19 protein-coding genes are annotated in these 26,461 nt (G+C 71.6%); 7 read left to right on the top strand and 12 right to left on the bottom strand.

The annotated features are described in order from the left end of the window. Nucleotides 1-153: 153 nt before the first annotated feature. From LIU39_RS10970 to LIU39_RS10925, 10 genes are all read right to left on the bottom strand, one after another. The gene (locus LIU39_RS10970) at nucleotides 154-1,656 is read right to left on the bottom strand and encodes a DUF6177 family protein (RefSeq protein ID WP_227046450.1); all 1,503 of its coding nucleotides are present in this window, start codon (nucleotides 1,654-1,656) and stop codon (nucleotides 154-156) included. Next, nucleotides 1,653-5,792, bottom strand: coding sequence for a type VII secretion protein EccCa (gene eccCa, locus LIU39_RS10965; RefSeq protein WP_227046449.1), 4,140 nt, complete (start codon nucleotides 5,790-5,792; stop codon nucleotides 1,653-1,655). Before eccCa ends, LIU39_RS10970 begins: the two co-directional genes overlap by 4 nt. Continuing rightward, on the bottom strand, nucleotides 5,789-6,937 hold the full coding sequence (locus LIU39_RS10960; protein WP_227046448.1) for a hypothetical protein: 1,149 nt from the start codon (nucleotides 6,935-6,937) through the stop codon (nucleotides 5,789-5,791). Before LIU39_RS10960 ends, eccCa begins: the two co-directional genes overlap by 4 nt. Nucleotides 6,938-7,674: 737 nt before the next feature. After that, nucleotides 7,675-9,027, bottom strand: a complete 1,353-nt coding sequence (gene eccD, locus LIU39_RS10955) for a type VII secretion integral membrane protein EccD (protein ID WP_227046447.1) — start codon at nucleotides 9,025-9,027, stop codon at nucleotides 7,675-7,677. After that, nucleotides 9,021-9,311 (bottom strand): hypothetical protein, encoded by a 291-nt coding sequence (locus LIU39_RS10950; protein ID WP_227046446.1) that lies wholly within the window; start codon nucleotides 9,309-9,311, stop codon nucleotides 9,021-9,023. The genes eccD and LIU39_RS10950 overlap by 7 nt, the downstream gene beginning before the upstream one ends. Nucleotides 9,312-9,814: 503 nt before the next feature. Continuing rightward, nucleotides 9,815-10,102, bottom strand: coding sequence for a hypothetical protein (locus LIU39_RS10945; RefSeq protein WP_227046445.1), 288 nt, complete (start codon nucleotides 10,100-10,102; stop codon nucleotides 9,815-9,817). A 14-nt stretch (nucleotides 10,103-10,116) separates the two neighbouring features. Then, a complete protein-coding gene (locus LIU39_RS10940; RefSeq protein ID WP_227046444.1) occupies nucleotides 10,117-12,507 on the bottom strand; it encodes a hypothetical protein in 2,391 nt (796 codons plus the stop codon). Between the two features lie 18 nt (nucleotides 12,508-12,525). Beyond that, nucleotides 12,526-12,990 (bottom strand): DUF6507 family protein, encoded by a 465-nt coding sequence (locus LIU39_RS10935; RefSeq protein ID WP_227046443.1) that lies wholly within the window; start codon nucleotides 12,988-12,990, stop codon nucleotides 12,526-12,528. 73 nt (nucleotides 12,991-13,063) lie between these two features. Beyond that, entirely contained in the window at nucleotides 13,064-13,375 is a 312-nt protein-coding gene (locus LIU39_RS10930) for a pore-forming ESAT-6 family protein (protein WP_227046442.1), read from the bottom strand. Nucleotides 13,376-13,472: 97 nt separating this feature from the next. Further along, on the bottom strand, nucleotides 13,473-13,805 hold the full coding sequence (locus LIU39_RS10925) for a hypothetical protein (protein ID WP_227046517.1): 333 nt from the start codon (nucleotides 13,803-13,805) through the stop codon (nucleotides 13,473-13,475). Nucleotides 13,806-13,966: 161 nt separating this feature from the next. On the opposite strand from LIU39_RS10925, the gene LIU39_RS10920 reads away from it, so the two are divergent. From LIU39_RS10920 to rarD, 6 genes are all read left to right on the top strand, one after another. Beyond that, entirely contained in the window at nucleotides 13,967-15,148 is a 1,182-nt protein-coding gene (locus LIU39_RS10920) for a sensor histidine kinase (protein ID WP_227046441.1), read from the top strand. A gap of 201 nt (nucleotides 15,149-15,349) precedes the next feature. Beyond that, nucleotides 15,350-16,663 (top strand): sensor histidine kinase, encoded by a 1,314-nt coding sequence (locus LIU39_RS10915; protein ID WP_227046440.1) that lies wholly within the window; start codon nucleotides 15,350-15,352, stop codon nucleotides 16,661-16,663. A gap of 222 nt (nucleotides 16,664-16,885) precedes the next feature. Beyond that, nucleotides 16,886-17,545 (top strand): response regulator transcription factor, encoded by a 660-nt coding sequence (locus LIU39_RS10910; protein ID WP_227046516.1) that lies wholly within the window; start codon nucleotides 16,886-16,888, stop codon nucleotides 17,543-17,545. A 295-nt stretch (nucleotides 17,546-17,840) separates the two neighbouring features. Further along, nucleotides 17,841-19,793, top strand: a complete 1,953-nt coding sequence (locus LIU39_RS10905; protein ID WP_227046439.1) for a 2-oxoacid:acceptor oxidoreductase subunit alpha — start codon at nucleotides 17,841-17,843, stop codon at nucleotides 19,791-19,793. Continuing rightward, nucleotides 19,786-20,880 (top strand): 2-oxoacid:ferredoxin oxidoreductase subunit beta, encoded by a 1,095-nt coding sequence (locus tag LIU39_RS10900; protein WP_227046438.1) that lies wholly within the window; start codon nucleotides 19,786-19,788, stop codon nucleotides 20,878-20,880. The genes LIU39_RS10905 and LIU39_RS10900 overlap by 8 nt, the downstream gene beginning before the upstream one ends. Before the next feature lie 126 nt (nucleotides 20,881-21,006). After that, nucleotides 21,007-22,038, top strand: a complete 1,032-nt coding sequence (gene rarD, locus LIU39_RS10895) for an EamA family transporter RarD (RefSeq protein ID WP_372463841.1) — start codon at nucleotides 21,007-21,009, stop codon at nucleotides 22,036-22,038. 124 nt (nucleotides 22,039-22,162) lie between these two features. On the opposite strand, the gene LIU39_RS10890 is transcribed toward rarD, so the two are convergent. Continuing rightward, the gene (locus LIU39_RS10890) at nucleotides 22,163-23,401 is read right to left on the bottom strand and encodes a LolA family protein (protein WP_227046436.1); all 1,239 of its coding nucleotides are present in this window, start codon (nucleotides 23,399-23,401) and stop codon (nucleotides 22,163-22,165) included. A 273-nt stretch (nucleotides 23,402-23,674) separates the two neighbouring features. Further along, nucleotides 23,675-24,688: a polyprenyl synthetase family protein gene (locus tag LIU39_RS10885; RefSeq protein ID WP_227046435.1), complete on the bottom strand. Its 1,014-nt coding sequence runs from the start codon at nucleotides 24,686-24,688 to the stop codon at nucleotides 23,675-23,677. A 238-nt stretch (nucleotides 24,689-24,926) separates the two neighbouring features. On the opposite strand from LIU39_RS10885, the gene LIU39_RS10880 reads away from it, so the two are divergent. Then, entirely contained in the window at nucleotides 24,927-26,399 is a 1,473-nt protein-coding gene (locus tag LIU39_RS10880; protein ID WP_227046434.1) for a peptide MFS transporter, read from the top strand. Nucleotides 26,400-26,461 lie beyond the last annotated feature (62 nt).

Here is a 26,461-nt window from a genome sequence, read left to right as displayed (position 1 = left end):
TCCGCCCCTCGCTCCCTGACTGCGCTTGTTCAACGATTTCGACGATCTGTATACACGGAGTCTAGACGAGCTGATGCCCTGCCCCTTGGGCCGCCCGAGGGACGGGACACCCGGTGTCCGGTCGGCGGACGCGGCCGATCGGCACCCCGGACCTCAGACCCGGCCCGCACCGCGCGGGTCCGTTCCCCGCTCCCCGGGGTGCAGATGCCGCATCAGTACGTCGAGTTCCTGCCAGGCGTCTTCGCCCAGCGGGTAGTAGAAGCCCGCGGCGGCCGCCGGGCCGAGCTGTTCCGGGCGGCCGGACAGCGGTGCCCTGCGGGCACGGACGAGCCCCGTCTCGCGAACCGCTTCGCTGCCGAGCACGAAGGCCACCGGCCGGGGCGGCGGGTCGATCCGGGCGGGCACGCTCAGATCGGAGCGGGCGCTGCGGACCTGCGCGAGCAGGGACTCCAGGCCGTGCCTGGCCACCAGGCGCGCGGCCAGCGCGGGCAACGCGTCGAGCGGAAGGCCGGATGCCGGAGGGAAGCCGAGCGCGAAGGTGAGGTCCTCCTCGACGCCTTCGGCGGTGCGCCGTGCGTGCAGGGTGGCGAGGGCGGGCCTTGTGGGGTGCCCCACGACGACGAGCCGGGTGGGCTGCGGGGCGCGGTGTCTGACCAGGGCGGTCAGCTCGTGCCGTGACCAGGGGGAGGCGGCGGGTTCAGCGGTGCCCCAGCCGGCCGGCGGCGCGCCCGTGAGCTGCTGCCAGATGTCCTCCAGTGCGCCGCCGATGAGCAGGTCGTGATCGGCGGGGTGGTGGGTGCGCAGGGAGAGCAGCAGCTGGCGGCCGGGGTCCGCCGCGCTCGCGGGCGGGGCGGAACCCGGCGTCGTACGGCCAGGATCCGGTGCCACGTCCGACCCCGGCTCCGTCTCCGGGTCGGCGGACGTGCCGCGGACGTAGGGCGCCGCGAGCGTCCCGGTCGCCTCGAACTGCCCGTCCCGCCAGCGCACTTCGGATCCCGAGAGGCCGTCGTAGTATCCGCCCCGGCCGTCCTGGACGACCCAGCGGTTCGGCAGCCCTGACAGCATCGAGCGGACCGGCAGCGTGAGCCGGGTGCCGGGTGGCGTGACGATCTGGAGGGCGCGTTCCTCCCCCGCGGTCGCCCTGAAGGCGTCCGCCAGCCAGGCGGTCATGGCGATCAGCGGACGGTCGAGGATGATCACCGCAGTCCGGTCGGTGAGGACGTCCACCGCGGGCTGCGCGGCGACCTGTCCGGTGGCGGCCACGGCGTCCGGCACGGTCGTGCCGTACGCGTCGACGGCCGCCGAGCGCGGCCACACCGCACCGCCCAGCCGACCGACCAGGCGGCCGGCGATGACCCCCGCGAGACGGTCGGCGCCGGGCGCGCCGGTGGCCGCCCGTACCTCGGTCCACCACAGCGGCCCCTCGCCGAAGCCGTCGAATCCGGGGCCGAGCAGCCGCGCCGCCTCGCCCGCCGGGTGAACGAGGACGGGTGCCTCGATGGAGGCCAGCGGCCTGCCTCCGGCGTCCGACAGCTGGAGCACGGCGCCCTCGGACCCGGTGGACACCAGGGTGTCGGGGCCGCCCGCCATGAGTCCGGCCGCCACGCTCCACACGTCCGGCATCCGCTCCGTGAGGGCGATGACATCCGTCGTCATGCGTCGGTCCGTCCCTGTCGTTGCGTGCGGGGGCGTTCCCCGCCGGTGGGCTCGTCGTCGCGGCAGGTCGACGGCGCCGGACCGGCCGCCGGTGGTGCCGCGAGCGCCGTCTGGATCAGGCGGCTGCGCTCCCCGCGGCGTACGAAGGTGCCCCGTCCGGCCGGCTGGTCCGCGGGGTGGACGCCGGGGAAGAGCTGCCCCTCGCCCCGGTCCCCCGCCATCACCAGGGCGGACGCCCCGCTCTCCCGCAGCGTCATCAGGAACGGTTCGTACAGGGCGCGGGCGGCCCCGGCGCACCGGTGGGTGACGACGAAGTGCAGTCCGATGTCCGCCGCCGACGGCAGGTAGGGCAGGAACGGGCCCAGCGGCTGCGCTCCCGCCGAGGCGAGGACGTCGTAGTCGTCGACCAGCACCACGATCCGCGGGCCGGTGACGGACGCGCCGCCCGCCGCCAGCACCTCCGGCGGTACCGAGTCGTCCGGCAGCCGCTTCTCCAGCTCCTGCGCGATGGCGGCGGACAGGCCGCCCGCCAGCCTGGCGTTGTGCGCGTAGCCGCCGCGGTACTCCTCCGGCACGAGACTGTGCAGGCCGCGCCGCGGGTCCATGACGGCGAACACCAGCTCCTCGTCGCCGTACCGCTCGATCAGCCTGTGGGTCACCTGGCGCAGCAGGTTGGTCTTGCCGCACTCCCCGTCACCGAAGACGAGCAGATGCTGGTCGGCGCCGAACAGGTCGAGCAGCACGGGCCGGAGCGCCATCTGATCGAGGCCGAGCGGGATCCGGCGGGGTTCATCGGCCGCGCTCGGCAGCCGGGCGGCTGGCAGCCTCGCCGGCAGGACCCGTACGGGTGCCGCGTCCGCTCCGCTCCAGGCCGCGCGCACCGTACGGACGGCCTGTTCGGCGGCCTCGCCGAGGTCGTCGACCGTGCCGAGGGTGTCGATACGGGGCAGCGCCGCCTGGGCGACGCGCTTGCCCTCCGTCACCGCGCGGCCCGGTTCGTCCGGGGTGAGGGTGGCGGCCAGCTTGCGGCTGATCATGGACTCGCCGGGGTCGTTCAGCCGCAGCTCGATCTTGGTGCCGAAGGCGGACTGGGCGGCGATCCGCACATCGTTCCAGCGCAGCATGCCCGCCACGACGTGGATGCCGTAGCCGCTGCCGCGCCGGAGCAGATCGGCGACGGCCTCGTCCAGCGGGCCGAACTCCTCGCGCAGCTCGCCGAATCCGTCGATGACGAGCACGATGTCGGTGGACGCCAGGCCGGGCAGCCCGGTCAGCAGGCCGCGGGCCCGCATCCGCCGCAGCGCTTCCACCGAGTCGATGCCGTGCTCGCGGAAGAGGACTTCCCGCGCGGTCAGCATGGCGTGCACTTCTTCGACGGTGCGGGTGGCCCGCTCCCGGTCGGCGCGGCCCGCGATGCCGCCGACGTGCGGCAGTCCTGCCATGCCGGGCAGTCCGCCGCCGGCCAGATCGAGGCCGTAGATGCCGACGTCCTGCGGGGTGTGGGTGAGCGCGAGGGAGAGCATCAGGGTCCGCAGCAGGGTCGTCTTACCGCTCTGCGGGCCGCCGATGACGGCGAGGTGCCCGCCCGCGGCCGTCAGGTCGACCGTCCACGGGCCCTGCCACTGCCTGCCCGGGTCGTCCAGCACGCCGAGGGGAACCCGCAACGCGCCATCGGGCCGGCGCGCGAGCCGCATCCCCCGCCTGCCGTCCGTCTCCAGCGGGCCCGCCACGGCGTCCAGGGACACCGCCGCGGGCAGTGGCGGCAGCCAGATCTGCGGCACCGGCGGCGCCGCGCCGGCCAGTTGCCCGACCATCACCGACAGGAGAGTGGGGCCCGCGGTACGGCGCGCGGGCACGGGCTGTGTGCCGTCCGGACCGCCGGGCGGCGCGAGGGAGTTGTACGCGGGGTACGGGAGGACCACCGGCCGGTCGTCGGCGTCGTCCTGGCGCGCCGGGCCGTGGTGGGGCCCGGTGACGTAGCCGGCCTTGAACCGTTCGTAGTGGCTGGTGTCGACCTTCAGGTAGCCGAAGCCGGGGATCGGCGGCAGGTGGAAGGCGTCCGGGGTGTCCAGCACGGTGCGCGATTCGTCGGGCGAGAAGGTGCGCAGGCCCAGCCGGTAGGAGAGGTAGGTGTCGAGTCCGCGCAGCTTGCCGCTCTCGATGCGCTGGCTGGACAGCAGCAGGTGCACCCCGATCGACCGCCCGATGCGGCCGATCGACAGGAACAGGTCGATGAAGTCGGGCTTCGCGGTGAGCAGTTCACCGAACTCGTCGATCACGACGAACAGGTGCGGAAGCGGCTCCAGTTCGGGGCGCAGGCGCCGGGCGGCACGGTAGCCGGAAATGTCGGGGAGGTTCCCGGCGTCCTTGAGTACCTGCTGCCGCCGCGTGACCTCACCGGCCAGGCTGGTGTGGACGCGCTCGACGAGTCCTGCCTGGTTCTCCAGGTTGGTGATGACGCCGGCGACGTGCGGCAGTCCCGAGAACGGCGCGAAGGTGGCGCCGCCCTTGTAGTCCACCAGCACCATCGCGAGGTCCTCCGGCGGATGGGCGGCCACCAGGGCGAGGACCAGCGTGCGCAGCAGCTCGCTCTTGCCGGAGCCGGTCGCCCCGACGCACAGTCCGTGCGGGCCCATGCCCAGCTCGGCGGACTCCTTCAGGTCCAGCAGCACCGGCTCGTGACGGTCGTCGAGCCCGATGGGGACACGCAGGAACGCCTGCTCGCCCCGGGGCTGCCACAACTGCCGTACGTCCAGGGCCTGCGGGTCCTCGACACCCAGCAGCTCGGTGAAGTCCACCGGTCCCGACAGCGGGGTTCCGGCGGCGGCCGACTCCGCGGAAAGACGCAGCGGCGCCAGCATCCTGGCCAGGCCCGAGGCGCCCGCGGCGGTCACCGCGGACAGCGTGCCGTGCACGGCAACGGGCGGCCCCAAGGCGGCGCCCTGCGTCCCGGCGGGCCGGGCACCGGACGCCGCCGGATCCCGCAGGTCCGTCATGGTGACCTCGCCCGGCTCCCCGTCCGACACGGTGAGGCGCAGGCCGACCTCGCCGGGCTCGTCGGTCCGCTCGGCGACCGGATGCAGCACGGTCACCCCCATGTCCCGCAGCCCCACCGCCTCGTCGGGGCACGGCAGTTCGCGGGCCGCCTCCCCGTAGGAGTCGCTGACCACGAGCAGGCGCTTGGCCAGCCCCAGCGCGTCCTTTCCGGCCAGCCCGCGGCGCACCTCCGCCGCGTACGTGGCGCGCTGCCGCAGCTCGGCCGCGAGCCGGTCGCCCAGCTCCGCGGTGCCCGGAGCGATCCGGCGGGCGCTGACCGGGCCGTCCCACTCCTCCGGGTCCAGGACGTGCGGCAGCCACTTCGCCCACTCCCAGTCGGCCAGCCGCTCCCGGGGGCAGGCGATGGCGATGGCCACGTCGTCGGGTGCGTGCGCGGCCGCCGTCTGCACCAGGAGGGTGCGCACCGCCCGCAGCGCCGCCGCCCGCCCGCCGACGACGGTGACGTTGCCGGTACGGTCCAGCGGCACGGTGAGCGGCATCTCCGGCGCGGTGGTGAACCGCTCCTGCAGGCCCGCCGCTTCGTTGAGCATGAACGGGTCGGGCGGCGTCAGCACGCTGCTGCCCTGCCGTTCCACGGTGAGGAGACGTACCGGCACGGCGCCGGTACCGATGCGGACCTCCAGGAAGTCGGTGTCCGTCCGCCGCCGCTCCCACCGCCGCGCCGGGTCGCGCACCAGGTCGTACAGCGCCTCCGGCGGCGGCGCCAGCACCCGCGCCGCCTCCCGGCGCGCACGGTCCTCAGCGCCCAGCTCCTCGCGCAGCCCTTCCAGGTATTCCAGATAGTTCTCGCGCTGGGCACGCCGCTGCCGCTGGGCACGCCCGCGCTGCGAGAAGAGCAGCAGGACACCGCCCAGCACCGCCACGACCAGCACGATCGCGCCGAGCGCGGCGAACTGGCTGTTGCGCACGACGGTCATCATCACGACCGAACTGAGCACCCCCGCCATCGGCAGCAGCGACGTCGCGGCCGAGCCGGACTTGCCCTCGGGAAGGTTGGGCGGCGCCTCGATCCGCCGCTCCCCGGGGCCGGGGAGCGGACGGGTGGTACGCGCGGGACGGTGAACGATGCGGAGGGTCACCGGGGCGGCCCGGGGGTGGGGGGAGCGGCGGGGTGTACGGGAGGGGTGGGGGCGGCCGGGGGGTGGCCGGTGTACCCCGATGGGACGGGGGTCTCGGGAGCCTGGGGACAGAAAGCCGTGACCGTCTGCGGATAGGGATACGCCGGGGAAACCGCCGAGCCCCCTTGGGGCGTCGGGCTCCCCGGGGCCGTCGGCGGGGTTCCCCCGGCCGTATCGCGCTGTCCGGGGGGCGCGGGCCGGCCGCGGGAGACCGCGCGGTTCATCACCTCACCCGCGATCCGCGCCGCCGCCCGGAGCGTCCGTTCCCCGAGGAGTGCGGTACGGATGGCGCCCCCGGCCGCGAGGTGCCGGTCGTACGGGAGCGGCAGCACCGCCGCGCCGCCGGCGCCGAGATGCTCGGCGGCCCGCCGCAGATCGAGCCCCGTATCGGGCGCGCCGTGGCTGAGCACCACGACGGTCGTCGGCAGGATCCCGCGGTGCACGCCGCCCACCCAGTCCAGTACGGCGCGCGTGGCCACCACACCCTCCGGTGTCGCCGGCGAGACCAGCACCCGGGCCTGCGTGGTCACCAGGGCCGTACGCGCCACCTCGGCGGGCAGCGTCTCGCAGTCCACGACGGTGGTCGCGAAGTACCGGCGCAGCGAGGTCATCACGATCCGGTACGTATCGAGGTCCAGCCGGGTGCCGATCGCGCCCTGACTGCCGGGCAGCAGCCAGCCGCCGCCGGGGAACGGCAGCAGATACCCCGTCAGGTCCGTGATCAGCATCGACGGATCGACGATCTGCGCCAGGTCCGTGCCCGACCAGCGGACCTCCGTCGCGCCGAGCCGGTGCGGCAGCGTGCCGAGCGCCGGGTCGGCCTCGACGGCGAGCACCGGGTCGGCACGGTAGTGCGCGTAGGTCAGCGCCAGCAGGGCGGCGACGGTGGACTTGCCCGCGCCGCCCCGGATGCTGGACACCGCGATCTGGCGGCCGGTGGTGACGGGCTGCTGAATCGCGTACGCGGTCTCGGTGGCGGCGGCCGTCTCCGCGGCCGGCGACGACGCGAGGGCCCGCCGCACGGCCCGCCCCGCCCGCTGCACGACGGACTCACCGTGCCGCGCCTTGACCCGCAACGCATCCAGATCGGGCGGCAGAAGCGGCACGGAGACGGGGGTGGGTGACGGTGCGTGGACGCGAACTCCCGGGGCGGGGCGGTATATGGGGGTTTGAGTTGCGGGGGCGGGGGGTGGCGCGTGAGTTGGGGGTGCGGCCTGGGTGGGCAGCGTGACGTGGGTGGAAGGTGGCGGCACGGCCGGGCCGGAGGGTGGGGGCTGCGGTGCGGAGGGTGGTTGGGGCATCGGGTGCTGGGCCGCTGATGGCTGCGGGGGAGGGTGCGGGGCCAACAACTGCTGCGGGGACTGGAGTTGCTGTCCGGGAGCCGGGGCGGCGGCCGCCGGGGCGGACGGCTGCGGGGCGGACGGCTGCGGGGCGGACGCCGTCACCACCGCAGGCTGCGGAACAAGCGGCCCGGCAGCCGGCTGCGGACCGGGCGGCGCAACCGGAGGCGGGTCGAAAGGCGAACGCGCCTCCTGCACCGTTGGCGTCTCCCGCCCCCTTCGCTCCTGCGCCACCCGGCCCTGCGCCTCGCCCTGCGCAGAGGCCCCGGCTCCGCCTCCCTCGACCCCTCCACCGGTTCCTCCCTCGCCGACTCCGGCCATCGCCCGGGGATCCGCTCCGGCCGTCATCGTTCCCCCGCTCAACTCCCGCAGCAGATCGCGCTGCCACTCCATCGGGCTTGCGCCGGCCGGACCCGGTACGTCCGGCACCGGCGCCTCCGGGCCTGCCGCAGGCCCGGCCGTCTCATGGCTCTCCGACATGGGTGCTCCGCCGCCCTTCCAGCTCAGAACGTGTGCAGCAGACGGCCGTAGACCCCGAACGCGCCGAGCGCGACCGGGAACAGCGCCACCACTCCGACGGACTCGACCAGGTTCATCACACGGCGCAGCCGCACCCGTATGTGCTCGGGCACCCGCACCGCGAGCACCGCCAACGGCAGCACCGCCAGGAGGCTCAGCAGCACCAGGGCACCCGTGGGATCTCCGGAACTCGCGGCCCACCGGAGCAGCAGCCCGACACCCACCGCCGTACCGGCCGCCAGCAGGGCGATGACCTCCAGCGCCAGGGGATACGCCCGCGCCCGGGAGAACAGCACCACGCACACCAGCAGCGCGGCGGCCGTCGCCCACCCGTCATCCGCGCCGGCCGCCAGGATGCCCGCCGCGCCCGCCGATACGGCCATGGCCACCGTGGCCAGCGCGAGGCCACGGTGCGTCGCGCCGAGCGCCGTTGCCACCTGATGCCGACTCACCGGGGTGCCGCCGGAACGCTGGTCGTCGAGCCGGGTCAGGCCCGCCGCCATCAGCGCGAGCCGGGGCAGATACCCCAGGGCCAGGACCGCCACCACACCGAGCGCAACTCCCGTACGGGGCACGTCGGTCACCGCGAGACCGGCCTCCCACGCGCCCACGGCGAGCCCGACCGTCGCCGCGCCGATGAGGCCGCCGCGGCCCAGTCCCGTGCAGAGGCCGAGCAGGGCGAGGGTGGCGGCGACGGTCAGTCCGACCGCGGCCAGCCGCGCCGGGCCCGTCGAGGCTGCCTGCCACGACGCGAGCGCGCCGACGGCGCCCGCCGGCACCAGCAACGCGGTCCCGAGCGCACGCCGCTTGAGCAGCCCGCACACCGCACCGGCGGCCGCCGCGAGTCCCCCGATGACGCCGAGCCAGAGCGCGGCGCGGGCCGGCCCGTACCAACCGGCCGCGCACACCCCGGCGGTCAGCGCCAGCAGCACGCTCGCGGTGCCCGCCGTCCACGTCCGGCTCCGGTCGCCCCACCGCCAGGCGCGGATGTCGAGGTCTTCCGCCACGTCATCGGTCGCGTCGTGCACCACCGGCGCGGCGGGCGTCTCGTGCTCGCGGACCAGCCGCAGCACGGCGCCGTCGGGCACCTGCGCCGACGCCAGCGAGTCGTCCTGGGCGAGCACCGAGCCGCCGGCGGTGACCAGCCGGCGCAACACCGGTGCCGTGCCCGGCCGGTCGTCGAGCAGCCGCAGGATGTCGGGCAGCAGCACACCGATCGGCTCCTGCGCCGGCAGCACGAGATCGACCCGCCGCCGCTCCCCCACCAGGGTCACCCGGCTGAGGGAGGCCCGCTGCCCCGCCCCCGCCGCGGCCGCATCCGTATGCACACTCACCATGCCGACGCCGCCCCTGTGTTGCTGCCGGAAGGCACCACGGGACGGCTGTCGCCGGGCACCACGCCCGTCGTGCCGGAACCGCCTGCCCACTTCCCCGCGATGAACGACCACCCCACACACCCGGCACACACCACGGCCGCAAGGGCGATGCTCCCGAAGACCTTCCCCAGATTCTCGTCCAGGCTCCGCCGCGTCCGCTGTCCCCCGAACATCAACGCGTCCCGCAGTCTCCGCCGCCGCACGGAAACCGACTCCAACAACTGACTGTCGTAATCCCGCGCCATCGCCCCTCCCCGTTCCCTACCGCAACACGATACGGGGCCCCTCCGACACCGCCCTCCCCCTCCATCTGCTCACCGGCCACCCTCCCCCTGCCCGCAACACCTCCAGCCGCACATACGGGGACAGACAGGGGTTTTTCCACTTACCAAGTCCATACCCGACACCTCACGGGGCCGTGCGCGGCAGCAGCCCCCACCTCCCTCCGCGCTCACGCAGCCATCGCGCCAGGGAATCCCCACCCAGTTCCCGCGGGGCACCACCCTCCACATAGCGCACGGGCCCGAATACCGCCCCGAAGACACCTAATCACTGAGGCGCTCCGCAGACGCCACCGAATCCGTAAACCGACAGGGGCCCGACACCCTGGGATGCCTGAATTCACACCCTGGCCACCTCACTGCCGATGGACACGAAAACATTCCACTAGCTCACCCGGAACAGATCACCTTAAAGTGTCCACCATCCAACCAGACAGAGACGCCAAAATCACCCACAGCACTTCGAATTAAACCGACGGGACGGGCTGATCAACATCACCAGAACAGAGGTGTCGATAAATCACAGCAAGGTACTCATACAAAGACTCCTCATTCTCGAACTCGATTGACGTGAGGCTTTCATATTCACCTACCGAAACACTGTGGTTCTTCAGCGCTTCACTGAACCCTTGAAGGATCGCTTCAATATAGTCTGGATTGAACGAATGCAGCGTCTCGTACAAACCATCCTTCGTGTCGTAAGCACCTTCAAGGTCAAGATAGGTCTCAATGAAACGCTTAGCTTGTCTATTCACTGCACACTTCCTCCTTAAGGGTGCCGACCGGGCGCATGATTAGGGTACATCGTATGCAGAAAGTAGCCGCGCCCTGCACGATACTTATACACGGCCTTGATGGTTCCACCTTCGAAATCGATGGGGAGGAACTCCCGAGGATTGCCCGGGTCTCGATAGAAGCCGGAGAGCCTCTTGTACCCGTCAGCACCCAGCACGTCAGAAATGGCAACATCATGATCCGGCGGATGGCCATTCTCAGAAATGTAATTGCGATAGTAGCGGTCGACGCTGACCATGTCTTCCGCCCTGTCGAATCGCGTCGCACAACCCCCCACCCGATGCACTCGTCCAGTAACTCCGTCCGTCGTCGTGCCAGTCAACGGATCGACATTATTCTCGGATTTCACATGCCCAACATTGGGTGACGCCGGTCCATAAAGTTTCAGTTCACCATTTGCATCCGTCTGAGCTGTACCCAGGCGCAATTTCAACTCGTCATCAGTGGCAGTGAGATGCCTGCCAGGCGCGTGCCCCTCCCCACCCTTCCTGTCATCGAGTTCGTCAATTCGATCGTCGACAGCCTGACGGTCAATGACTTTGCTGTGATCTGGCTGCCCAGGCCCCTCGCCGAGGACATCGTCCTCCGGCGGATCAAAGGCGTGCGGTGCACGCCCGCCGCCCCCGGAAGAGTGCGCATGCGCCGTGTTCTCCTCGCCGGTGGCGCCAGGGTGGCCTTGGCCCGGCCGACTGGACACCTCATGACTTCCACGGGATGAAGGAGCAGCGGCTTCGCCGATCGTGTGGTGGGACTCCTGTCCGCTCCCCTGATGATGCCCGTGACTCTCCCGAGAGAATTGCATACGGCCCCCGTGCTCGGCATCCGACGCCGCCGTCAGCCCATCCGACTGCTTGTGACCCGAGATCTCCGATTGCACACGATCAGCGCCGGCCACCACCAATTCGCGTTCCGCAGGCACCACGTTCTCGTTGTATGCCGTCGCCCGCTCATCCCCCAAACGCCCCCGGTCCTCCGCCGAAAGCTCACCCGGGGCATCGGAGTGTTTCTTCGGGGTGCCGTTCGCGTCCACCACTTCGCCGTCGTGGGTGAGGTACGTGTTCCGGTCGTACTCGACCGTGTTCGGGGGGAGTTGATCGGTGCCTTCGGGGAGGTGGACTGCGGATGTGCCGGGAGGCAGGTCGATGAGGGGGCCGTGGGGGGTCGGTGGGGCGGTGGTCGCCATGGCGTGGCGGAGGTGTTCGAGGGCGGTGCCGGCCTTGACGGAGGTGAGGGCGGTGCTGAGGGCGGTGTCCAGCTTGGTGAAGGCGGCTGCGGCGCCGACGGCTGTTGCCAGGTGGGTGGCCGGGTCGAGGATGCGGCCGGTTTTGCCGACCGTGCTCGCGATCCGGGCCGCCTTCGCCGCCGCTCCCGTGCCCGATGCGGCCGCTGCGCCGCCCGCGCCTGCGGTGGCGAACGTGGTCAAGACGCTGAAGACGGTTCCGCCGGCCGCCCGGCCGCTGTTCTTGTCCCATTCATCCCAGGCGACCAGCCCCTTGGCCATGTCGCGGAACGCCTTTTTCTGTTCGTTGTCGCCGTTGCCGCCGCCGATCGTCTGCGACAGCAGCCAGTCGAACGGCCAGACGGTGTACTGGCCCAGGCCGCCGACCGCGTTCGCCAGGCCCTTCCAGGACGCGCCGAACGCGTCGCTCCACGGGTTGAGGAGCGTGCCCAGACCGTTGAGCGTGCCCCAGATGCCGTCGACGGCGAAGCCGTCCCAGACGAATTCCTTGGTCCAGTGGGCCACCGCGCGCGGGTCGTACCAATGGCGCCTGGTCTCAACGGCCGTGCCCCAGGGGGTTTCTGCCGCGGACAGCATGGCGTCCTTGGTCAGGCCGTAGGTGTGGGCCTTCTCCGTGCCGTCGCCGAGGCTCCAGTGCGTGCCGTCGACCAGGGAGGTGATGGTGTTCGCTGCCGCCACCTCGGCCGCCCAGAACGCCTGGACCGTGGAGGAGACGTCCTGGACCAACTCCCGGTTCAGCGCCACCTTCGCGTCGTTGTACTGCCAGTCCTCGTCCGCCTTCGCGTCGGCGGCGAAAACCGCCGCCGATTCCCTGAGCCGCTTCAGCCTGGCGACCAACGGGCGTACCTCGGACGCGAATCCGTCCAGGGCCGAGCCCACTTTTTCCAGGTCGTCCGCGAAAGCGTCCGCCTTGGCCGCGACCGGTGCGGTCGTGGCGAACAGCTGATCCGCCTCCGGCGCCGTGTAATACGCCCGCAGCCCCTGGAAACCTGAGTGAATGTCCGCGCCCTTACCGCGAATCGCCCCGGCTTCCTTCTTCAGCGACGCGGCGCTTGCTTCGAGCCGCTCCAGATCTCCGGTGTACTCCGGAATACCCGACGGATCGATATGGTCGGCAGAACTCATCCGACAGCCCCCCTGTTGCTACTTCCGGTTCCCGGCGCCGCCGTCCGAGCCGTCGGCGCCGTGCCCGTCGTGGCCGTTGGCCGGCACATGGAGATCGGGCGCCCCCAGGGCCTTGTGCAGCGTCGCGTTGGCCTTCATCTCGCCGTCGCCCTCGATGTACTGACGGGCCGCATCCGCCGCGCCGTCCACGGACTTGACCGTACGGGCCACCAGGAACGTCAGATCGCGCTGCGTCTTCTGGGCGAACTCGCCCAGTGCCGCGGCCAGCAGCCCGCCGGGGGCGGGTGCGCCGTCCGGCCCCGGCTTCCCGGCGGGTGCCTCGTCGCCGGCGCCCCTGAGCGTGCCCGCCGCCTGTGCCGCCTTCAGCAGATCCCCTTCGGGGCCGCCGTACGCAGCGATCGTGTCGCCCAGTTCCCGCGCCGCCCGGCCGGTCTTGTCCAGTACGTGCTGCACGCCCGAAGGCGTGAGGTCCCACCCCGTCATACCCACCCCGTCATGCCCGCCCGCTCGCGTCCCGCCCGCTCGTGTCCCGCCCGTTCCACTGTTCCTGGACGGGTCAGCCGATGCCGTCGACGGCGGCCTTGGCCCGCTGCAACGCCGCCTGTGCCGTGCCGTCGTTCTTCTCCAGCGTCGTCCGCAGCAGATGGATGATCGAACGCACCTCACCGGCCGTCCGGTTCCATCGCTGCTCAGCGCCGTGGTACTGCTCAGCGACACCGTCCGCGGTGAAGTCCGCCATCGCCGCCTTCACCTGGCGGTCCCGCTCCCCGATCAACGATTCCAGTCGCGCGATCACCGACTGGATATTCGTCTGGGACTCTCCCGAAGCGCCGGTGTCATAGCTCCGCCGGTCCGCGCCAGCCGTCATGTGCGCCGTCCTCCCCGTGTGGCCGACGGCCGCCGGAGCAGCCACCGTGACGTTTCCAACTGCCGCCTGTGTGCGGGCAGTCCGTATGCGGTCGGGCTCAGCGGCCCGAGAATCGCGCCGCGTCGAAATTCGCCGAGGCCATCGACTGCCGGGCATTGTCGGCGGATTCGTGCTCGCCCGCGACGAAAGCCCCGTCCATTCCCTTCTGGCCGCCCAGGATCGACCGCAGTGCGCCGTTCAGCGATGCGGCGATCTCATCCGCGTTCCGCTTGAAGTCGTCGAACGCCGTCCTGCCCGCGCCGTTGAATTTCCCCTCCAACGGTTCCGCGGCCGCCACCAGTTGCCTGACCAGCGCACCGAGGTCCTCCGAAGACCCCTGCGTCTGCCCGGTCAGGGTCGACAGCGTCCGGCTGCCCATGTCGAACTTCATCCCCACGGCTGTTCCCTCCCCGTTACCGCGTTCCCGCACAGGCCCGGGGCCGCCGCGTGCCGCGCCCGGTCCACCCGATGCCCCAAAGGTAGGGAAAACCCCACCCCCGTCACCCTACGTTCCCCATGGCCCCGGAGCCCGTGGCCGGGCAGGCTGGGGGCATGAGCGACAGATCCCAGGTCAGTACCGGTGCCGATGTCCGTGAGGGCGCGTCGCCTCCGCCGCCGCGTGCGGCGCTCAGTGGGGGGACCTGGCGGGAAATCGGGTACCTGTTGGCCAATTTTCCGCTGGGGGTGTTCGCGTTCGCCGTCGTGACGGTGTGGCTGGTGCTGGGGATCGGGCTGTCGGTCACGGTGATCGGGCTGCCGCTGCTGGCCGTGGGGCTGCTGGTGTGCCGGCAGTACGGGAAGCTGGAGCGCGCGCGGGCGCGGGTGCTGCTCGGGGTGCGGGTGCCGGAGCCGAGTCCGGCGCGGGCCCGGGACGGGGGGTTCTTCCCGTGGCTGTGGATGCGGCTGACGGACCCGGTCGCCTGGCGGCACGCGCTGTTCGCGGTCGTCCGGCTGCCGTGGGCCGTCCTCACCTTCGCCGTCGTGTTCGTCTCGCTCTTCGTGGGCTGGCCGGCGCTGCCGTGGGTGGCGCGCTGGCTGTCGAACGTGGACCGGGCGATGGTGCGCGGGCTGCTGTCGCCGTCCGACGAGCTGGAGCGGCGGATCGCCGAGCTGGAGTCGGACCGGATGACGGTGACGGACACGGCGGCGGCGGATCTGCGGCGGATCGAGCGGGATCTGCACGACGGCGCGCAGGCCCGGCTCGTGGCGCTGGCCATGGGGCTCGGGCTGGCGAAGGAGAAGCTGCTGGAGGACCCGGACGCGGCGGCGGTGATGGTGGACGAGGCGCACGGTGAGGTGAAGCTGGCGCTCCAGGAGCTGCGGGATCTGGCCCGTGGCATCCATCCGGCGATCCTCACCGACCGCGGGCTCGGCCCGGCCCTGGTCTCCCTGGGCGGGCGCTGCACGGTTCCGGTCACGATCTCGGTCGAGCTGTCCGAGCGCCCGGTGGCCGCCATCGAGGGCATCGCCTATTTCACCGTCTCCGAGCTGCTGCAGAACGTCTCCAAGCACAGTGCGGCACGGTCGGCTTCGGTCGAGGTGTGGCGGTCCGGTGCGCGGCTGCTCATCCGGGTGGAGGACGACGGGCGGGGCGGTGCCCGGCTGGACGGCGGGAGCGGGATGGCCGGGCTCGCGGAGCGGCTGGAGTCGGTGGACGGGCTGTTCGTCCTGGATTCGCCCGAGGGCGGGCCGACGCGGGTGACGGCGGAGCTGCCGTGGCGCGGGAGGCCGTGAAGGGCGGGGTGCGTACCCGGGCCGTGCGCCCGTCCGTCGTCCTCCGCCGCGCCCGGCCCCGGGGCGGCAGGGCTGTCCGGGCACCGCAGGCAGTGGGGGCAGAGGAGCGTGGTCCGGCAGGTCCGGACGGCTCCGTCCGGTGACGTTTCGACGGCGCACCGGTGATCACGTAGCCGGATACGGCAGAACGGAAACGAGACGATGGATTCCGCATACGCACCACAGGCTGCTGCCTCCCGTGTGCCGATCGGGCTGCGTGCGCCGTTCTCGGGGCGCACCTGGCGGGAGTTCCTCTACCTCTTCATCAGCCTCCCGATCGCCATCGTGATGTTCACGTACGCGACGGTGGTGATCTCGCTCGGCGCCGGCCTGCTGGTGACGTTCCTGGGCATCCCGCTGTTCGCGGGCGGGCTGGCCGGCGCCCGTGCGCTGGGCGGTATGGAGCGGGCGCGGGCCCGCACGCTGCTGGGCGTGACGGTGGCCGACCCGGCACCGCCGCGCGCGGCCAAGCCCGGTCTGATGCCGTGGATCGGCGGCGTCCTCAAGAGCGGGGCCTCCTGGCGCCACCTGCTCTACTGCATGCTGCACTTCCCGTGGGCGGTGTTCGCCTTCGTCTTCTCCGTGACGTTCTGGGTGCTCGGCTGGGGGCTGCTGACCTATCCGCTGTGGCACTGGGTGTTCCCCGCCTATGCCGGCCGGCCGGGACTCCAGATGTGGGGCGACGGCGCGGGCCACGGCTTCTACCTCTCGTCGTCTGCCGGGATCTGGGGCACCAGCGGGATCGGGCTGCTGCTGGTGTTCGCCGGGCCGTGGGTGATCCACGGTCTGACGCAGCTCGACCGCGTCCTGGTCCACGGCCTGCTCGGCCCCTCCCCGCTCGCCAGCCGGGTGTCGGAGCTGGAGAGTGACCGGGGCGTGGTGGTCGACACCGCGGCCGCCGACCTGCGGCGCATCGAGCGGGATCTGCACGACGGCGCGCAGGCCCGGCTGGTGGCGCTGGCCATGGATCTGGGGCTGGCCAAGGAGAAGCTGGCCGAGGATCCGGAGGCCGCCGCGAAGATGGTGGACGAGGCGCACGGCGAGGTGAAGACGGCGCTCCAGGAGCTGCGGGATCTGGCCCGTGGCATCCATCCGGCGATCCTCACCGACCGCGGGCTCGGCCCGGCCCTGTCGGCACTCGCCGCGCGCTGCACGGTGCCGGTGACCGTGACCGTGGACCTGGACCGCCGGCCCGCCGCCGCGATCGAGGGCACCGCGTACTTCACCGTCTCCGAACTCCTGCAGAACGTGTCGAAGCACGCCCGCGCCACCAGCGCCACGGTGGACGTCTGGCACTCAGCGGACCGGATCGTCCTGCTGGTCACGGACGACGGCCGGGGCGGCGCGGGCACGGTCGCGGGCAGCGGCCTGGCCGGCCTCGCCGACCGCCTCGCCGCCGTCGACGGCCTGCTGGCCGTCGACTCGCCCAACGGCGGCCCGACCGCCATCACGGCCGAACTGCCCTGGCGGTCTTAGCCCTGCAAACAAGGCGGGCGCGCCCCCCGCGCCCGCCACACCATTCCCCCCTCGTACGCCCCACCCCGCGCTCCCTCCTCCCTCGCCTCTCCGCCCTCTCCCCTTCCGCGTCCGGATGCTGGGATGCTGGAGTCCTGGAGGACGTCCCTGACGGCGTCCCGGAGGGTGCAGAGCGCCGGGTGGGGTTCGATGATGCGGGGGGTTTCGAGCGTGGAGGACACAGTGCGGGTGGTCATCGCCGAGGATTCGGTGCTGCTCAGGGAGGGTCTGACGCGGCTGCTGACCGACCGCGGGCACGAGGTCGTGGCGGGGGTGGGGGACGCCGATGCGCTGATCAAGGTGATCGGCGAGCTGAACGATGCCGGCGAGCTGCCGGACGTGGTGGTGGCGGACGTGCGGATGCCGCCGACGCACACCGACGAGGGGGTGCGCGCCTCGATCCGGCTGCGCCGCGCGTATCCGGACCTGGGCGTGCTGGTGCTCTCGCAGTACGTCGAGGAGCAGTACGCGACGGAGCTGCTGGCCGGTTCGAGCCGGGGCATCGGCTATCTGCTGAAGGACCGGGTCGCGGAGGTGCGGGAGTTCGTCGACGCCGTGGTGCGGGTCGCCGAGGGGGGCACCGCGCTGGATCCCGAGGTGGTCGCGCAGCTGCTCGGCCGCAGCCGTAAGCAGGACGTGCTGGACCGCCTGACGCCGCGGGAGCGTGAGGTGCTGGGGCTGATGGCCGAGGGGCGGACGAATTCGGCGGTCGCCCGGCAGCTGGTGGTCAGCGACGGGGCGGTGGAGAAGCACGTCAGCAACATCTTCCTGAAGCTGGGCCTGTCGCCGAGTGACGGGGATCACCGTCGGGTGCTCGCCGTGCTGACCTATCTCAACTCCTGAGAAATCTGACGCGGCGCCGGACGCGCAGGCCGGGGCCTTTTCGGCCAGGGCCCAAGACTTTGGTCCTAGAACCTTTTGAGGAGGTCGGGAGCGCCATGGAGAAGGAGGGGTAAAGCCGCTATTCCGTGACAATCTCCACCGAAATGTCGTCTCATGAAGACGTCCATCATGTGATCGACCCAGGGAAGGCGACCCTTACCCCCGTACGATGGCGAGGGGACCACCGGTCGGCACGACACGTCCCGAGCCCTGCCGCAAGGCGGGGAGCCTTACGCCTCTAGGGAGGTCCGAAGCAGTGACCAGCCAGGTCAACAGCACAGCCGAGCAGGCCGACGGAGCACTTGTCGGGGAACAGCGCACTACCGGTGAGGGCGGCGGCGGTAAGGAAGTCCGGCGTCTGGACCGGGTGATCATCCGGTTTGCGGGCGACTCCGGCGACGGTATGCAGCTCACCGGTGACCGGTTCACGTCCGAGACCGCGTCGTTCGGTAATGACTTGTCGACGCTGCCGAATTTCCCTGCCGAAATCCGGGCACCGGCCGGCACTCTGCCCGGTGTTTCCAGTTTTCAGCTGCATTTCGCCGATCACGACATTCTTACCCCCGGGGATGCGCCGGACGTTTTGGTGGCGATGAATCCGGCGGCGCTGAAGGCGAATCTCGCCGATGTCCCGCGCGGGGCGGACATCATCGTCAACACCGATGAGTTCACCAAGCGCCCGATGGCGAAGGTCGGTTACGCGGTCAGCCCGCTGGAGGACGGGTCGCTGGAGGCGTACCACGTTCATCCGGTGCCGTTGACGACGCTGACGATCGAGGCGCTGAAGGAGTTCGGCCTGTCCCGCAAGGAGGCCGAACGCAGCAAGAACATGTTCGCGCTGGGCCTGCTGTCGTGGATGTACCACCGTCCGACGGAGGGCACCGAGAAGTTCCTGCGGGCGAAGTTCGCGAAGAAGCCGGCCATCGCCGAGGCGAATGTGGCGGCGTTCCGCGCGGGCTGGAACTTCGGCGAGACGACGGAGGACTTCGCCACGTCCTACGAGGTCGCCCCGGCGACGACGGCGTTCCCGGCCGGCACCTACCGCAACATCTCCGGCAACCTCGCACTGTCCTACGGGCTGATCGCCGCGGGCCGCCAGGCGGACCTGCCGCTGTACCTCGGCTCGTACCCGATCACGCCGGCGTCCGACATCCTGCACGAGCTGTCCAAGCACAAGAACTTCGGTGTGCGCACGTTCCAGGCGGAGGACGAGATCGCCGGGATCGGTGCGGCGCTGGGGGCCGCGTTCGGCGGTGCGCTGGCGGTGACGACGACGTCGGGCCCCGGTGTGGCGCTGAAGTCGGAGACCATCGGCCTGGCCGTCAGCCTCGAACTGCCGCTGCTGATCGTGGACATCCAGCGCGGCGGCCCCTCCACGGGCCTGCCGACCAAGACCGAGCAGGCCGACCTGCTCCAGGCGATGTACGGCCGCAACGGCGAGGCCCCGGTGCCGATCGTGGCGCCCCGCACACCGGCCGACTGCTTCGACGCGGCCCTGGACGCCGCCCGGATCGCGCTCACCTACCGCACGCCGGTCTTCCTGCTCTCCGACGGCTACCTCGCCAACGGCTCCGAGCCCTGGCGGATCCCCGACGTCGAGGACCTGCCGGACCTGAGCGTCCAGTTCGCCTCCGGGCCCAACCACCAACTGGCCGACGGCACCGAGGTGTTCTGGCCCTACAAGCGCGACGAGGCCACCCTCGCCCGCCCCTGGGCGGTGCCGGGCACGCCGGGCCTTGAGCACCGTATCGGCGGCATCGAGAAGCAGGACGGCACCGGCAACATCTCCTACGACCCCGCCAACCACGACTTCATGGTCCGCACCCGCCAGGCCAAGATCGACGGCATCGACGTCCCCGCCGTCGAGACCGACGATCTCTCCGGCGAGGCCAAGGTCCTCGTCCTGGGCTGGGGTTCGACGTACGGGCCGATCACCGCGGCCGTCCGGCGGGTGCGCAACGCGGGCGGGCACATCGCGCAGGCCCACCTGCGCCACCTCAACCCCCTCCCCGCCAACCTCGGCGAGGTCCTGGCCCGTTACGACACGGTGATCGTGCCGGAGATGAACCTCGGGCAGCTCGCCACCCTGCTGCGCGCCAAGTACCTCGTCGACGCGCGCTCGCACACCCAGGTCAGCGGAATGCCGTTCAAGGCCGAGCAGCTCGCGGAGGTCTTCCAGGAGGCCATCAAGGAGGCCGTCAATGACTGAGACGATCGCACAGGGGCCCACGCAGCCGACCGCCCTGTCGCTGGTGCCCAAGGCCGAGGCCAAGCAGTCCATGAAGGACTTCAAGTCCGACCAGGAAGTGCGCTGGTGCCCCGGCTGCGGCGACTACGCCGTCCTCGCCGCCGTCCAGGGCTTCATGCCCGAACTCGGCCTGGCGAAGGAGAACATCGTCTTCGTCTCCGGCATCGGCTGCTCCTCCCGCTTCCCGTACTACATGAACACCTACGGGATGCACTCCATCCACGGCCGCGCCCCGTCCATCGCCACCGGCCTGGCCACCTCGCGCCGCGACCTGTCCGTGTGGGTGGTCACCGGCGACGGCGACGCCCTGTCCATCGGCGGCAACCACCTCATCCACGCGCTGCGCCGCAACGTCAACCTCAAGATCCTGCTGTTCAACAACAGGATCTACGGCCTGACCAAGGGCCAGTACAGCCCCACGTCCGAGGCCGGCAAGATCACCAAGTCGACGCCGATGGGCTCACTCGACGCGCCGTTCAACCCGGTCTCGCTGGCGCTCGGCGCCGAGGCGTCCTTCGTGGCCCGCACCGTCGACTCCGACCGCAAACACCTCACCTCGGTGCTGCGCGAGGCGGCCGCCCACCCCGGTACGGCGCTGGTGGAGATCTACCAGAACTGCAACATCTTCAACGACGGCGCCTTCGAGGTCCTCAAGGACAAGGAGAAGGCCGAGGAGGCCGTCATCCGCCTGGAGCACGGGCAGCCGATCCGCTTCGGCGCCCTCGCCCCGGACGGCTTCGGCTCCAAGGGCGTGGTCCGCGACTCCGTCACCGGCGACCTCAAGGTCATCGACGTCACCGAAGAGGGCACCGGCGGCGTGCTGATCCACGACGCCCGCAACCCCTCCCCCACCACCGCCTTCGCCCTCTCCCGCCTCGCCGACCCCGACACCCTCCACCACACCCCCATCGGTGTCCTGCGCAACACCGAACGCCCCGTCTACGACACCCTCATGGCGAACCAGCTCGACGCCGCCACCGAACAGCAGGGCAAGGGCGACCTCGGCGCACTGCTCGCGGGCAACGACACCTGGACGGTTGTCGGCTGACACCCCGGCCGTCCGGCCACGGCACGGACGGCTCCACAGGCACCCTCCCGGACGCCCCGCCTGTCATGACCGTATAGCGATACGGACATGACAGGCGGGGCGTCCGGCGCTACCTTCACAGGGTCGATGCCGAGGCAGCAGCACCGGGAGGGCCGCCCTTTGGACGCTCGAAGCACGCAGCGCACCGGACTCGCCTACGGCTTCGCCGCCTACGGCATGTGGGGCCTGCTGCCGCTCTACTGGCACCTGCTGGACGCCGCTTCGCCGGCCGAGATCATGGCCCACCGCATGGCGTGGTCGCTGCCCGTCGCGCTGGTCATCCTGGCCGCGCTGCGCCGCTGGGCGTGGGTGCGGCCGCTGCTGCGGCAGCCCCGGCGGCTGGGGCTGATCCTGCTGAGCGCGGCCGTCATCTCGGTCAACTGGTACCTGTACATCTGGGCCGTCAACACCGGGCACGTCCTGGAGGCGTCGCTCGGCTACTTCATCAACCCGCTGGTCAGCATCGCGTTCGGGGTGCTGGTGCTGCGCGAGCGGCTGCGTCCGCTGCAATGGGCGGCGGTGGGTATCGGCACCCTCGCGGTCGTCGTGATGGCCGTCGCGTACGGCGCGGTGCCCTGGATCTCGCTCGTCCTGGCGTTCTCGTTCGCGACGTACGGCCTGGTCAAGAAGGGCATCAAACTCGACGGTGTGGCCGGCTTCAGCGCGGAGACGGCGATCCAGTTCCTGCCCGCGCTGGGCTTCCTGCTCGTCCTCGGTGGCCGCGGGCAGTCCGGCTTCGTCAACGACGGGACCGGCTTTGCGCTGCTGCTCGCGGGCTGCGGGATCGCGACCGCGCTGCCGCTGATCGCCTTCGGCGCGGCGGCGGTACGGCTGCCGCTGACCACACTCGGGATGATCCAGTACCTGGCGCCGACCTTCCAGTTCGTGCTGGGGCTCGTGGTCTTCCACGAGGCGATGCCGCCGGAGCGGTGGGCCGGGTTCGCGCTGGTGTGGCTGGCGCTCGTGGTGCTGACCTGGGACGCGCTGCGGACGGCGGGGAAGGCGCGGGCCGCGCTGGCCAAGGCCGGGACGCGGGCCGGCGAGGCGGCGGCCGGGGAGGCGGCGGCGCTGACGGCCGGCCAGGAGGACATCCGGCCCGCCCAGGGCAGCACCGCCTGATCCCCCGGCTGCCGGACCGCGCCGGAGCGCCGTACCGGCCGTGGTACGGCGGGTACGGCGCCCGGGGCGCGGGCGGCCGGTAGCTAGCGGTGGCGCCCCGGCGCCACGTGCGCGGGCCCGTCCTTCACTTGGCGGAGCCGGCCGCGTTGGCCGCGTTCACCAGGGCCTGCTTGTCGACGGCGCCGACGTAGACGGTGCCGTTGTCGGTCAGCAGGGCGTTGACGAGGCGGGTGCTGAAGACCCGGCCGGAACCGAAGTCGCCGGTCACCTTGTCGCCCATGCTGTCGAGGAACGACGCGGCGGCGCCGCCTTCCTTGCCGGAGGGCAGGCCGGAGCCCGAGCCCTTGACCGTGGCGATGGACGTCCAGCCCTTGCCGATGACGTGGAACCCGCCCAGGCCCCGGGAGCCCGTCGGCCCGCCCTTGGCGCCCGGGAATCCCTTGATGCCCTCGGGGAGGCCCTCGGCGTGCTGCTTGTCCCCGTCGATGACCTTCGCGCCCTTGGGCGGCGTGAAGGCGAAGGCGCCGGCGGCGGGCCTGGCGAAGTCGACCTTGGTGAAGCCCGCGTCGACGGCGGCCGCTCCGCCGCTCTTGGGCATGAGGGTGAACTTCAGCGGCACGCCGTTCTGTGCGTCCACCGCGATCCGGATCGCGCCGACCGTCGACGCGGACTGCTTCGGCTTGATCACCAGCTGGTACGCGTCCCGCCCGGCGACCTTCGCGGTGCCGTCGACGGTGACCGACGTGGTGTCACCCGCCGCCTTGAGCGCCTCCTTGGCGAGGTCCTGCGGGGTGGCGTTCTCCAGGCCCTTCGGCAGGTCCTCGGCCTTGCCGTGGTGCCGGGCCGCCTTGCCGCTCCCGTGGCCGCGGCTGTGGACGGCGGTGTTGCTGCCGCCGTCGTACGCCCAGGCCTCGTCGCCGTTGTGGATCAGGCTGTACTCGTCGCCCTTGTCGACGATCGACACCCGCTGCCGGTCCGGGCCGTCGGCGGCCACGCGCAGCGTGTGCTCGCCGGACGCCAGCTCCGTCAGCTTGCTCTGCGGGGAGGCCGACGCGGCGTCGCCCTTCGCGCCGCCGAAGCCGCTGGGCAGGGCCGGCAGTCCCAGGTCGGTGCTGACGCGGAAGGTGCCGGACAGCTGCTGGGTGTCCGATGCGGCGATCTTGGCGATGAGCTGCTGCGCCGAGATCTCCGGCAGATCGGGGGAACCGGATCCGGCGAACGCCGGGACCAGCCCGATCGTCGCCGCGGCCACCCCCGCCACCGCGACCGGCACCCCGTACCGCACCGCCTTACGGCGCTTCGCCGAGCGCCCCCCGTCCGCGTACCGGTCGTCGCTGACCTCTGTCGGTTCGTTCCGTGGCATGTGCCCTACCTCCGTCGTAAGCGGCGGTTTCCGCGCTGCGCGCTCGCCCACCCCGGGGCCTCGGTAGGGGCCCTTCCGCCGCGTTGTGGTGGGTTCCATCCCATCAAAACGGCCGGGATGACGCGTCAACCAGGGGGAGCAACTCGTCCTCCCCCTGGGGGATGACGTCCGGTCACCCCGAAAGCGGTTCCGTACACCGGGAGGGTGATCGCTCCCTAGGGGACGACGGATTGCGGGTGCCGGCCCGGAACGGTCCGCTCCGGGCGCCGCCGCTCATCCGGCGCGGTGCACCACCGCGTCGCAGAGGCTTTCCAGCGCGGTCTTGGCCATGCAGTCCGGCAGCGGCGCCAGCGCGGCGCGGGCGTCCTCGGCGTAGCGCACGGTGTCCCGGCGGGCCTGTTCGAGCGCCGGGTGGGCGCGGAGCAGGGCCAGGGCTTCGGCGTGCCGGGTGTCGTCGGTGAGGTCGCCGGCCAGCAGCTCGCACAGCGCGCGGTCATCGGCGGTGCCCGCCTCGCTCTCGGCGCGGGCCCGCAGGTGCAGCACCGGCAGGGTCGGGATGCCCTCACGCAGGTCCGTGCCGGGGGTCTTGCCCGATTCGTGCGAGTCGCTGGCGATGTCCAGGACGTCGTCGGCCAGCTGGAAGGCGGTGCCGAGCCGCTCGCCGTACTGGGTGAGGATGCTGACCGTCGACTCGTCGGCGCCCGACATCATCGCGCCGAAGCGGCAGGCGACGGCGACCAGCGAGCCGGTCTTGCCCGCGAGGACGTCCAGGTAGTGGTCGATGGGGTCGCGGCCGTCGCGCGGGCCCGCGGTCTCCAGGATCTGGCCGGTCACCAGGCGCTCGAACGCCTCGGCCTGGATCCGGACCGCCTCGGGCCCGAGGTCGGCCAGGATGTGCGAGGCACGGGCGAAGAGGAAGTCGCCGGTGAGGACGGCCAGGGAGTTGCCCCAGCGGGCGTTGGCGCTGGCCACTCCGCGGCGCACGTCTGCCTCGTCCATCACGTCGTCGTGGTAGAGCGTCGCCAGATGCGTCAGCTCCACGACGACGGCCGAAGGCACCACCCCGGGGGTGTACGGATCACCGAATTGGGCGGCCAGCATCACCAGCAGCGGCCGGAACCGCTTGCCTCCCGCACGCACGAGATGCTGCGCGGACTCGGTGATGAACGGCACGTCGCTTTTGGTGGCCTCCAGCAGGCCCTCCTCGACAGCCGCCAACCCGGCCTGGACATCGGCCTCAAGAGCCTGGTCCCGCACGCTCAGCCCGAAGGGCCCGACGACGGTCACGAGGGGTACTCCTGTCTGCTGACGATCAAACGGAATGTCGATCTGTCGCTGTCTCCACCGTTGGCCAGCGTATCCGGTCTCAGTTCGATCACCGTGAGCGGCCGTCCCCCGAACCACCCCGGAAGTCGGCCGACCCTCCGCCCGGTATGTTCTTGATCACCCTTTGTGAAGGTTTTGCTAGGGGGCGGACGGGAGAGCAGCAGCACGCGCACCCCCAAGAGCCCCAGGAGCAACGCCCGTGACCGGAGAACGCCACACCCGCGAGGACCACGCGTTCTTCGGCCATCCTCGCGGACTGCTCACCCTCTTCGGCCTGGAGATGTGGGAACGCTTCTCCTTCCTGGGCATGCAGGCCATTCTGGTCCTCTTCTTCTCCGACCGGACCGCCAACGGCGGCCTGGGCCTCGCCCAGAACACCTCGGCCTCGCTCACCGCCGCCTACGGCACCCTCGTCTACCTCGTCTCCGTCGCCGGCGGCTGGCTCGCCGACCGGATGCTCGGCAGCTACCGCGCCGTCCTGTGGGGCGGCGTCCTCATCGCCTGCGGCCACTACGCGATGGCCGTGCCCACCGCCACCATGACGTGGATCGGCCTCGGCCTGATCATCATCGGCACCGGCCTGCTCAAGCCGAACGTCTCCACCATGGTCGGCAAGCTCTACGCCACCGACGACGACCGCCGCGACGCCGGCTTCGCGCTGTACTACATGGGCATCAACATCGGCGCCTTCCTCGGTCCGCTGGTCACCGGCTGGCTCGGCCAGAAGGAAGGCTGGCACCTCGGATTCTCGGCGGCCGCCGTCGGGATGACGCTCGGTCTGGTCCAGTACGTGGCCGGCCGGCGCGGATTGGCGGGCCGTCAGCACAGCGCCGCATTCGCGCTGCCGCCGGCCGCCATGCGGCGCGCCCTGTGGCTGATAGTCGCCGGCACCGCCGTGGTCGCCCTCCTCGCCACCGGCCTCGCGCTGGCCGGCTGGCTCACCCTGGACCGCACCGTCGACGCGCTCACCGCCCTCTCGGTGATCGCGCCGGTCGTCTACTTCACGGTGATGTTCAAGAGCCCGCGGGTCTCGGCGGCCGAGCGCGGCCGGCTGCGCCCGTACATCGTGCTCTTCGCCGCCTCGGTGGTCTTCAACTTCATCCTCTTCCAGTCGTATTCGACGATGACGCTGCTGGCCGCCGACCACGCCCGCACCGGCGTCTTCGGCTGGCAGTTCCCCTCGACCTGGTACAACTCCGTGCTCGGCGTGGCCGAGGTGCTGCTCGCGCCGGTCGTCGCCGCCGTCTGGGTCAGGATGGGCCGCCGCCAGCCGCACGCCTCCCGCAAGATCGCCTACGGCGTGCTCCTCAGCGGCCTGTCGTTCCTGGTCATGGTCCCGGCCACCACCGGGCGCAGCGGCGACTGGAAGATGGCCGCCTGGTGGCTGGTCGCCTCGTACGTCCTGCTCGGGCTCGGCGACATCCTGCTGGAGACCACCGGCATGTCCGCGACGACCAAGCTCGCGCCCGCCGCGTTCGCCAGCCAGACGATGGCCCTGTGGTTCCTCTCCCTCGCGCTCGCCAACGGCATCCAGGCGCAGGCGGTGAAGCTGTTCGGTGAGATCGCCGACAACCTCTACTTCGGGCTCAACGGTGCGGTCGCCGTCGTCGCGGGCCTGGCGGTGATCGCCGTCGGGCCGTGGCTGCGGCGCACGATGCATCCGGTGCACTGAACACCCGCGCCCCCTCTGGCCCCACCAGTCCTGTCGCCCACCGACGTCCCGTCCGAACCGCC

This window comes from Streptomyces pinistramenti (assembly GCF_020564935.1).
GTDB lineage: Bacteria > Actinomycetota > Actinomycetes > Streptomycetales > Streptomycetaceae > Streptomyces > Streptomyces pinistramenti.
Note: the sequence above shows the minus strand (reverse complement) of the source record. Positions and strands in the feature narration are given on the sequence as shown.